This is a genomic window from Claveliimonas sp., from assembly GCF_037273965.1.
Classification (GTDB): Bacteria; Bacillota; Clostridia; order Lachnospirales; family Lachnospiraceae; genus Claveliimonas; species Claveliimonas bilis.
The window spans coordinates 1-10,341 of the sequence record NZ_JAYAZJ010000025.1; the positions used below are offsets into that span (position 1 = coordinate 1).

Here is a 10,341-nt window from a genome sequence, read left to right on the forward strand (position 1 = left end):
TACTTCTCCTGTGTATTCCGGCCAGCTTCTGATAGACGCGACAACAGCGTTTTCATTGTTTACAACTTCCAGCTCTTCATCGTAGTCATAAATAACTTCAGGATTTACAGGTACTTCTGCACCAAATTCCACGTGTTCCGGTTCGTGTTTCTCTGTATCCAGTTCTCTTCCTTCCAATGTCCACAGTGTCTTTCCACCATTCAGAAGTCTGATATCCTCAACACCTGCATATTTCAGGATCAGTCCCATTCTGGCTGATGCTGTAGTCGCTGCTGTCGTACCATAAAGCACTACTGTAGTATCTTTTTGGATTCCCAGATCTTCCAGTTTCTTCTGTATCTCTTCGTCAGAAGGACGGTTCCAGTATTTTAACTGTTCTTCCATCGGAATTACTTCATAATCTGCAAGAGCACGGGGACCCGGCACATGATTGATCTCATCTGCGTTTACGTTGATAGCTCCCGGTATATGACCATTTGCATATTCATCCTCTTCGCTGGCCAAAGACACTTCTATGATCTGGAAATCACCTCCATCGAAAGTCTCAGGATTTTTACCGTCTGCAAGATCCTGCACCCACTGCGGATACACATACATCTCATAATGTTCCAGACTTTCCGTTGCCTTTCCGCTTTCCACATATGCATTGTATCCGCCGTCCAGAACAGATAAATTTTCAAAACCGATAGCCTGATACTTTTCTGCTGTCTCCTCTGACACAGTATCATTATCATAGAGAACCGTTTCTTTTGTCACATCCAGTCCGCGTCGTTCCAATTCCAGCTGCATGGTCGTTCCGATAGCTGCTTCCTTCTCCAGATCCATATCCAGCCAGCTTTCCGGGAAATCCACAGCATTTTCAATATGTCCGCCGGATCCTTCTTCTGTTGTCCAGCCGATATACTGTTCTTCTTCTCTCACATCAATAATCTGCACCTTTTCCGGATCCAGATCATCAATTGTAACTGTTGCTATTTCACCTGTTGCAGGCGTGATTGTTTCTTCACTTTCTTTTTCCGTTTCCTGCTTTCCGCATGCCGCCACACTAATAGCTGTCAGCGCGGTGAGCACTGCAATTAATACCTTCTTTTTCATTTGTTTTTCCCCTTTTTTCCATTTTTTCAAATATCATATCCAAAATATACTGAAGTATATAGGCTATGATAATTCCGGTTGCATATATGATCAGTGTATCTGTCCACCCATTTTGAAGATAGAGAAGATAATTACTTTTCATATATTCCAGAAATGTCATATCTCCCAATATGCTGCTGTTGAATATATAGAACAGCATATATGAAAACGGTTTTAAAAGGAAGGTCCCTCCAATTACTGTCAATAAGTATCTCCCCATATGCATACGCTTTTTATGCCATAGAAGACCCAGCAGTCCGGCCTCCACAATCTGAAACAGCAGGACATAAAGAAGTACCCCGCTTCCCATTCCGATATTGTTTAATATAAAACTCGACAGTATTGTATAAACGATACCTGCTGCAGGTCCTAATTCCATTCCAATAAATATTACTGCAACATTATTGGCATAAACTGCTTTTCCCACTGAAGCCACAATTGGTATAATGGCTGTCAGTGCGGTAATGACCGCGGCAATTATCAGCGATAGTATTCCTTTTATAATGTTCCGTTTTTTCATTTTTCAATAAACCTCTTCATTTTCCCCAGAAATTCATCCGTCAAATAAGCCTCCAGCTTCCGCCAGGTCGATTCATTGACAAGTTTCCTCCCCGGCTGCTGGTATTCCACCCAGGCCATGGCACACCAGGTAATTCCCCTAAGACAGGTAACTGTCATATAGGTGTTTGTCCTCTCCCACAGATCATTTACCGGAAATCTCCCATTCACTTCCTCTATATACTTCTCTACAAATGCCCTCATCTCCTTCTCATCAAGGATAACATCCGTCTTCCAGAAGGTAGTGGTAGGCGCAAGAAAATGTCCCAGATCCTGGGCCGGTTCCCCGCAGATCGGTTTTTCCCAGTCGATCAGATAATCCGGGCCTTCTGTTCCATTCATGAGAAAATTGGTGGAATTGAGTTCTGTGTTGATGCAGCACTGATAGGAAGCCGCGGCAAGTGCGTCCGCCTGTTTCCAGGCAAGATCAAGCAGCAGACGTATCTTCTGCTTTTTATCCGCATCTGCCAGATTGCTTTCCATATAAGTGCATACCATCTGCTCGCACTCTTCCAATATCGCTCGGACTGGATTTTCAGGCACTATCAGATGGGTGCATTTCGGAAGAGAAACGCTGTGTATATCTGCAAGACATCCCGCTGCCCGAAAAAGTTCTGTGTGATAATCCAGTGCATGTCCCGGCAGATATTCCATAACCATAACCCCATTTGTAAAATCTTTCAGACTTCCATCTACATAGAAAGGACGCGGCGTACGTCCTGATTCTTCCAGAAGCTTCAGCGCATTGTACTCATATTCAATCTGATGGGCAAGGTGCATCTGACTTCCAAAATTAATCCGCAGAACCAGCTTTTGTCCCGTCACAGGGTGTGTAAACAAATAGTTTCTGTTGTATTCTCCCTGTCCCAGCAGACTGTACTCTTCCTGCACATTATCAGGAAGACAAAGTCCTTTTCTGTAACCTGCAGTTTGGATATAATTGCTTAGACCTTTTGTCTTTTTTATATCTTTTTCTGTACTGTTTCCTGTCTGACTTTCCATAATCTTCCTCCCCGCATATGATGCTACCTTACATCCCGGTACATTTGAGCAATCTTTTCTATATCTTCCTGGTCTCTGTACATTTTCCTTAGTCGATTCATTCTCCACATAAGTTTCAATTTCGGAATCGTCCCTTTCGGAAACCTGCGATCTGACGTGTAGATACGCCTGTCTGCCATCCCAAGCTTTACTCCCATCTCTTTTAAAGTAAGAGAAAACTGATAGTCTTCCATGATAGGTATCTCCGGAAATCTCCCTGCTTCAAAAAAGAGGTCTCGATCCAGAAAAATACCCTGATCCCCGAACATGACTTTGCGATCTTTGATCCTGTGATTAGAGATCACCCTGCATGTAAACATGAAGAAATTTCTGGAGTGGAAAGCAATACCGAAACACCCTGCCCTGTAATCTCTCATGACCTTGCGCATTCTCTCCAATGGATGATCCGGCAGCTCACTGTCGCAGTGCAGGAAAAACAGAATATCTCCGGTACTTTGCTCCGCCCCTTTATTCATCTGCCAGGCCCGGCCTTTTTCTGACCGTATCACCTGGAATCTAGGAGAAATTTTCTCCAGTGTATCGTCTGTGCTTCCCCCGTCCACAAATAGAATCTCACACTTTCCAAGAAGAGGCAAAAGCTGTCTTTGCATTTTTTCAATGGTACGGCTCTCATTGTAGATAGGAATGATAATGGAAATCTTACTGATCTTTGCCAGATATCTGCCTGTAAAACTCTCCTTCAAACGAACATCTTCCAGCATCCGCTTTTTATAGCCTCTTAAGTCCTTTGGTGTATCCATATCGGATAACGTGTCTGTAAATCCAACGGAAAATCCGGCCGATTCGATTTTTAACACTGTCTCTTCCAGTACCTTCCCATGTCCGTAAGTATCCAGGGAAAAAGCTTCTTTCACAGGCTGTTTCATTCCTGTCAGATAATACCCTCCATCTACGGTTTTTCCAAAGACTACATCTTCTGTTTCAAGTACATCAAACGCCTTTTTAAGAATTTTAACCTCAAGTTCCGGTACATCGGCACCTATGAGAAGGCAGGAATCATATTTCTGATCCAGCACCTCTTTCATAGCTCCATACATCCGCTCTCCAAGATGCTTTCCTGTCTGCGGAATCCATCCCTTTACCTCTCCCAGAATGTTTTTCAGTGTTTTCCACCCTTCTTCCGGCGTATAACTGACAAAGACATCCGCCCCGCCGTTTCGGCACTCCATAACAATATCTTTGAGAAAGCAGGTGTGAAGACGGGCGCACTGAACCGGGGAAAGATGAGGCATCATCCTGGTTTTCGTCTTTCCCGGCTCTGGAACTCTTGTAAAAATAATGACTGCTCTTTTCATTGTTACAGAATCTTCTCCAGTATCTCAATTGTATCTGCTACCACTTGAGGGCAGAAATCAAACAAAAGTCCTTTTCCCATAACTTTTTCCATTTCACCCGGCTTTGATATGTCATGTCCCAGAAGTTCTTTGCACATGCAGGAAGGATACTTTTGAGCAAAAAGCCGTTTAAATTCTGCTGTTTTGGCAGTCATCCTGTCCTTTTGCTCCTGATCCCCTTCCCTGTTGTGCCCATAGACCATACCGATGACCATCAAAGCTCCTGTCACTGCCCCGCATGTTTCTCCGCACATCATGCCGCCTCCAAAACAGGCAGACACTTTTCTTGCCTGTTCTTCTGTCAGCTGCATTTTTTCTGCGAATTCTGTTGTCACCACCTGGGAACAGTCAATTCCCTGCATAAAAAGATCTTTAATCTCTTCTTTTGTCATCTTCTTCTCCTTTTTATCCTGTCTGTCTTTTCCTTTATTCTGTAGCGCCGCCGCAGCTGGATCCCTGTCCTGCAGTACATCCGTAACAGTGATTTGCCAGACAGATTTTCCGCTTTTTGAAGGATTTCCCAACCATATTAAAAATTGTCTCCCCCGTCAGGACCGGCAGGTCCGCAGCCTGATTGAAATCACAGTCATATACCCGCCCGTCATAACCTACTGAAATCTGAAAACGGCACATAAGTCCCGGAAGGGTAGCCGCGTTAAATGCGTCAGACAGTTTTTTCATATAACTTTCCAGATTTCCGCTTCGTTTCAGGAAAGCCTCAAAACGCCCCGTCGGGTTATTGGTTATAGTAAAGAGATTGTGAAACACTATTTCATAATCCTGCCACAGTCTGGACTTGTACTCTTTCTCCATGGCACTTTGCACAGGAGGGAAAAAGGCTCCGGCCGGGTTGTAGACCATATTAAGCACCAGATCCTTCTCTTTCCCGTATCCCAGCTCATTTAGCTCCCGGATCATTTCAATGGCTGTCTCAAATGTTCCCTCTCCTCTGACACGATTCATTTCTTTTGCGCGGTAGTAGGGAAGCGAACAGACAATCTCCACCTTGTGATCTGCATAAAATTTCGGCAGATGCCTGTATTTCTCTTCCTTTAATATAACAAGGTTCGTCCGTACAATTACATGGCTGCATATTTTGCATGCCTCATCTACCAGCCATTCAAAATTCGGATTCATCTCCGGCGCACCGCCGGTAATATCGATTGTTTCTACCTTCTGCTCTTTGCATACTTTAAGACAGGCTTCCATCACTTTCCGGTCCATAACCTCTGTCCTTGCAGGCCCTGCTTCCACATGGCAGTGCTTGCAGGCAAGATTGCAGAGCTTTCCCACATTAATCTGCATCACTTCCAGCCTGTCAGTCGTATACCTGTACTCTTCTTCCGTGATCCTCTCTTCAAAATCCGGAATATTTGTCAAATTCTTTAAATCTTCCAATGCCTGATTCATACCCTTACAGCTCCAGTTTCTTTACAATATTTTTCATCTGTACTCCGTGTACCAAAGTGGCCCCTCCTCGGATTGCAGCAGCTACATGTACGGCTTCTGTCATCTGCTCCTCACTGACTCCTTTATTGAGGCAGTCATTTGTGTAGGAGTCAATGCAATAAGGACACTGCACTGCATGAGCAACCGCAAGAGCGATCAAGGATTTCTCCCTGGCTGTCAAAGCTCCTTCTTCAAATACAGCTCCATAATAATCAAAAAATTTCTCTGCCAGCTGTGGCGCTTCCTCGCCGATAGTCCCAAATTTCGCAAGATCTTCCGGGTTATAATAAGTTTCCATTATTCATTTCCTCCTTTTGTCTTTTTCTGTCTGTCCATGTATATCTTCCTTAGCATTACAATAAGAGCTGATAAGGCAAACAATATCAATAGTCCTGTCATCAGAAGCTGTGCTCCTCCTGTCAGCATTCCTCCCACATAAGAATACACAATAGTGGCCGGCAGCTGTCCGATGCCTGTAGCAATAAAAAATGATTTAAAAGACATAGAAGTAAGTCCCGCAGCATAGCTGACAATGTCAAAGGACACAAAAGGCAGAAGACGGCAGATCAGAATCGTATTCCTTCCGTATTTTTCAAAAAAGGTATCGATCTGTGCGATCCCTGCCTTGCTGGTCAGCTTTTCTGCAACATCCCTCCCCAATATACGGGCAATAAAGAAACACACAGCTGCCCCTGCCATAGCGCTGCTCCAGGAAAGGACAGCCCCCTGCCACCATCCAAAAAGATTGGCATTTGCCAAAGTAAGCAGGAAAGCCGGAAGCGGCGCCGCCACAGACTGGAAGATCATAAGGAGGAAGGACACCAACGCTGCATAGCCACCATAGGATGCCACAAACTCTCTTACTACATCAAAATCTCCACTGGCAAACATGCTGAATACCTTATTCATACCGCTTTTTACCGGCGGCACAAAAAAATAAACCGCCGCACATACAAGAATGATCCCCAGTATGATTCCTTTTTTTACCCAGTTTTTCTGTTTCATCTTTTTTTCTTCCTCCAGTACCTCGACTTTACTCTGTTTAAAAGAGATTTCTTCACATCGGCTGTCTCCTCTCTTCCCAGTATTTTTAAAAGCAGATGCTCTGCTTTATATCCTTTTCTTGTGAAAGCCCCGCTGCAGGATGCACAATAAGTATATACTGTCTGTCTCCTGTCAAGATCCTCCGTTATTTCTGCCGCAAGCTTTGGTTCTTTCACACTCGCACATCCTCCCAGACCACAGCACTGAACCTTTTCCTCCAGGCACGGTTCACCTTCCAAAAATACAGACATTTTTTCAAGAAGCTCTTTTCCTTTACGGTCCGGACATGGCGGAAAAATCCGGATCTCACCGGAAATTTTTCTGCCCAGCCCCAGCTCCAGCAGTTTACTGTAAATATCTGTCACCCTGGCATGAAGACGCCCTTTCAGAAAATGATAACAGTTGGGGCAGACCATAACTACTTCTTCCGCTCCAAGCTGATCCAGACGTTTATTCATATCTGCCAGAATTCTTTTTTCCTCTTTCTCTAACCCCAACTCTGATACCGGCTTTCCGCAGCAATCAAAAACAATTCCTATATCTGCCTCTTTTTTCAGCAATTCAGCCAGATATTTTGTTGTCTCCGGGTAAAAGGACGGGAAGTTACATCCGGGAAACAGCACGCTTTTCCCACCGGCATTTTTATAATTCCGAAAACGGTAATTCCTCTTTTCCCAAAGCAGCATACCATATCCTTTTTCCGCCGGTTTTTCCCCATTTTCTGTTGCTGCCTGCCTTCTCATCTCCAGAATGATCTTCCTTCCATCAATTCCTTTAGGGCAGACCCTAGTACATTTTCCGCACAAGAAGCAGTGCATGGAAAGCTTTTTTAACTTTTCGGTATCACCGATATCTATTTTATATTTTGAAAGAAACATACAGTTCTTTTGGCACAGGTGGCAGTGAATACATGCCTCCCCGGGATATCTGCTTTCCATCTTATTCCTCCACATTTTCTATATAGCGTTTCTTCAAAAACACTCCTGCCAGGATCACCACTACCGCTATTATTACAGCAATTCCAATGTACATTATTCTGTTTTTTGCATCTGCAAGTCCGGCAGTTCCGATTGTGTACATAGCCGTCCCCGGAATCATAAATACAAAAGAACCTACTGTATAAGCAACAAATCCGATATCTGTTACACCATAGGCAAAATTCTGCAGATTATAGGGAAACACCGGCACAAGCCTTGTGATCATAAGAACGAAAAGCTGATTTTTCCCCGATTCATCAAACAGCCACTTTTTCAGATATTGGTTTTTCATGGCTGCAGGCCTTATACTGTCCCTTAAAAAAAATCTTCCTGCAAGAAATGCCAGGACGGCACCTGCTGTGGCAGATATCGTACATAATATTGTTCCCAATACAGGGCCGAACAAAAGCCCTGCCAAAATGGCAAAAGTAACGCCCGGCAGTGCCAGAACAACACTTCCTACAATCGTTACCAGCATATAGATTGCAATGGCTCCCGCCAGATTATCCTGTATCATTGCTTTCAAAAATGTCAGATTATCGGTGTCTCCAAGATAAGAGGACCATTTAAATATGTGATTGAGTATCAGGATCAGAATCACAAGGCTAATGAAAAGCCAAAGTTTCTTATTTTTCACTTTACTTTCCCTCTTCTCCTCTTTTTGCCATCAACACTGCGATGCCTGTTTTAACGATCTGAATTACAGCCGCCAAAAGAAAGAGAATACTGATAAAATAATAATCTGCCATAGTGTCAGTAGAGTTTATAAGTGTATATCCCCCGTACAGCGCAGTCAGAGCAATCATACAAATATTCATAACCATTGTAAGCCGGGAAACTTCCTTTCTTTTCTTCAGAAAGAGAAGGAAAATAAGCACCGTTAATACTGCAGCTATTAGTAAGGATACTGTTTTCAAAGTACCTACAGGATAATCCCGCTCCCATGTCATATTCTTATAATTCAGATACCGAACCATTCCCAGTTTCCGTTCTGCAAAATAGTGTATAATACCGGCGCCGGTCAGAGCAGCAATCTCCAGAATAAGCGCCAAAATATATGCTATTTTTTTCATAATTTCCTCCATATTCTTTTCTTGGCATATTACATAGATCTCCCAGAGGATTTTCGCGTAGGAGTAAACACAGATGGCATTTCTATATGGTAGAATAAAAATGCTGCCGCTTTACTTGCCGGCAGCATTTTGTTATTAATCATATCTATTTGGCAGCTTTGCCTGTCGGAAGCTCTCCTACAGTTGTGTGTTCACAGTCATCACTTGCAGGATCGCCTACCTGTACCGGATAATCATCATGCATCAGCCATTCATACCATCCGCCATCATATACCGAAATATTTTCATAACCGTTCTCATAAAGAACAAGGAAAGGAACACATGCTCTCCATCCTGTACCACAGTAGAAAGAAAGTTCATTATCCAATGTAAAATCACAATCTGCCCATACTTCTTCAAAGCCTGCCAGGTCTTTCACTGTCCCGTCGTCGTTGAGAAAACCATTTACATCCGATGATGTCTCAGAGCCTTTACCCCATACAGCACCTTCTGGTTCACCGGCTTTGTCCATATAATTGTATCCGCTGGATTCACCAAGCCACTCTTCCTCGCTGCGGATGCTGACAAGCTTAAAGTTGTCATCGCTCTCAAGTTTTTCCTTCGCATCCTCAATATCAAGACGATACTCCGGATGTGCGGGGGCTTCTGTACCGAAATCCTCTGCGGCCTCTCCTTCGTTTACCTCTGTCTCTGTGTCATATCCGGCACTTTCCCATGCATCAATACCGCCATTGATAATCTTAACGTCTTCAACGCCTGCCCAAAGATAAGCAAATGCCTGTCTTGCTGTACCGCTGACATCAGCACCATAAAGTACTACTTTTGTATCCTTTGTAATACCATGGTTCAGCATATTATCTACGACTTCATCCGCTGCCAGAAGATTGTAGGCACCTTCTTCACTTCCTGTAGCGTCTTCTACTTCACAGTTATCTACATAGATCGCTCCCGGAACATGTCCCTCATTGTAAGATACGCAGTCTGCCACGTCGCCATATCCCACCTCTGCAATCAGGATATCCTCATAGCCTTCCTGCTCCCCGTTCAGCGCACTGTTTACCCACTGCGGAGTTACATAGACAGTTTTTGTCTCCACTGCCTCTACAGGTTCACTTTCTGCGCTCTCATCTGTTGTCTCATCCGTAGACTCCTGGGTAGTCTCCTCCTCTGTGGATGTGTTAGAGCCGCAGCCTGCCAGTGCGGAAGCTGTCATAGCCATACATAAAAATGCAGCTAGTACTCTTTTTTTCATAATACCTTTCAAACCTCCTTGAGACTAATATATCCTCGTTTATTATAGCTATACAGCTCGTCTTCGTCCAATAGATAAGAACAATATATAGTTGTGTATATAGATTTCATCTATATGTTGTGATATTTTCAAAAAATCCCACCCTTATTCTCAATTTTGGACACCATTTACTGCAATTTGGGACGTAACAAACTTTAAAAGTGTTACGTCCCAAATTGCAGTAAAAAAAGATGGCACTTAATCGTGCCACCTTCACTTTTGCACATATTAATTATACTTACGTTTTCTAGCTGCTTCAGATTTCTTTTTACGTCTTACGCTTGGTTTCTCGTAATGTTCTCTTTTACGAATCTCCTGCTGAATACCAGCTTTCGCGCAGTTTCTTTTAAATCTGCGTAAAGCACTATCTAACGTCTCGTTTTCTTTAACGATTACATTTGACATAGTCTCACACCTAA

Annotated in this window: 13 protein-coding genes; all 13 read right to left on the reverse strand. The window is 43.5% G+C overall.

Annotated elements, in window-relative coordinates; genetic code table 11:
• Nucleotides 1-1,095, reverse strand: a 1,095-nt coding sequence (locus WJ238_RS00785) for a sulfurtransferase (RefSeq protein ID WP_337605891.1), incomplete at its 3' end; no start/stop codon positions are given.
• Nucleotides 1,046-1,654, reverse strand: a complete 609-nt coding sequence (locus tag WJ238_RS00790) for a hypothetical protein (protein ID WP_337605892.1) — start codon at nucleotides 1,652-1,654, stop codon at nucleotides 1,046-1,048. The genes WJ238_RS00790 and WJ238_RS00785, both read right to left, overlap by 50 nt.
• Complete coding sequence (locus WJ238_RS00795; RefSeq protein WP_337605897.1) at nucleotides 1,651-2,658, reverse strand: phosphotransferase family protein; 1,008 nt, start codon at nucleotides 2,656-2,658, stop codon at nucleotides 1,651-1,653. Before WJ238_RS00795 ends, WJ238_RS00790 begins: the two co-directional genes overlap by 4 nt.
• A gap of 59 nt (nucleotides 2,659-2,717) precedes the next feature.
• Nucleotides 2,718-4,049: a TIGR04283 family arsenosugar biosynthesis glycosyltransferase gene (locus tag WJ238_RS00800; protein WP_337605893.1), complete on the reverse strand. Its 1,332-nt coding sequence runs from the start codon at nucleotides 4,047-4,049 to the stop codon at nucleotides 2,718-2,720.
• Between the two features lie 2 nt (nucleotides 4,050-4,051).
• Complete coding sequence (locus WJ238_RS00805; protein ID WP_337605894.1) at nucleotides 4,052-4,480, reverse strand: C-GCAxxG-C-C family protein; 429 nt, start codon at nucleotides 4,478-4,480, stop codon at nucleotides 4,052-4,054.
• 34 nt (nucleotides 4,481-4,514) lie between these two features.
• On the reverse strand, nucleotides 4,515-5,498 hold the full coding sequence (gene arsS / locus WJ238_RS00810; RefSeq protein ID WP_337605895.1) for an arsenosugar biosynthesis radical SAM (seleno)protein ArsS: 984 nt from the start codon (nucleotides 5,496-5,498) through the stop codon (nucleotides 4,515-4,517).
• Nucleotides 5,499-5,502: 4 nt separating this feature from the next.
• Entirely contained in the window at nucleotides 5,503-5,835 is a 333-nt protein-coding gene (locus WJ238_RS00815; RefSeq protein ID WP_230106019.1) for an arsenosugar biosynthesis-associated peroxidase-like protein, read from the reverse strand.
• The gene (locus tag WJ238_RS00820) at nucleotides 5,835-6,542 is read right to left on the reverse strand and encodes a TVP38/TMEM64 family protein (RefSeq protein ID WP_316264694.1); all 708 of its coding nucleotides are present in this window, start codon (nucleotides 6,540-6,542) and stop codon (nucleotides 5,835-5,837) included. The genes WJ238_RS00815 and WJ238_RS00820 overlap by 1 nt, the downstream gene beginning before the upstream one ends.
• Nucleotides 6,539-7,519 carry a (Fe-S)-binding protein gene (locus WJ238_RS00825; protein WP_256193589.1) on the reverse strand — a complete coding sequence of 327 codons (981 nt, stop codon included), beginning with the start codon at nucleotides 7,517-7,519 and terminating at the stop codon, nucleotides 6,539-6,541. The genes WJ238_RS00820 and WJ238_RS00825 overlap by 4 nt, the downstream gene beginning before the upstream one ends.
• A 1-nt stretch (nucleotide 7,520) precedes the next feature.
• Nucleotides 7,521-8,195 (reverse strand): TVP38/TMEM64 family protein, encoded by a 675-nt coding sequence (locus WJ238_RS00830; RefSeq protein ID WP_230106016.1) that lies wholly within the window; start codon nucleotides 8,193-8,195, stop codon nucleotides 7,521-7,523.
• A gap of 1 nt (nucleotide 8,196) precedes the next feature.
• Nucleotides 8,197-8,631 carry a hypothetical protein gene (locus WJ238_RS00835; RefSeq protein ID WP_230106015.1) on the reverse strand — a complete coding sequence of 145 codons (435 nt, stop codon included), beginning with the start codon at nucleotides 8,629-8,631 and terminating at the stop codon, nucleotides 8,197-8,199.
• Between the two features lie 145 nt (nucleotides 8,632-8,776).
• On the reverse strand, nucleotides 8,777-9,883 hold the full coding sequence (locus WJ238_RS00840) for a sulfurtransferase (protein WP_337605896.1): 1,107 nt from the start codon (nucleotides 9,881-9,883) through the stop codon (nucleotides 8,777-8,779).
• Between the two features lie 267 nt (nucleotides 9,884-10,150).
• Nucleotides 10,151-10,327, reverse strand: coding sequence for a 30S ribosomal protein S21 (rpsU, locus tag WJ238_RS00845; protein ID WP_004054229.1), 177 nt, complete (start codon nucleotides 10,325-10,327; stop codon nucleotides 10,151-10,153).
• Between the last annotated feature and the right edge of the window lie 14 nt (nucleotides 10,328-10,341).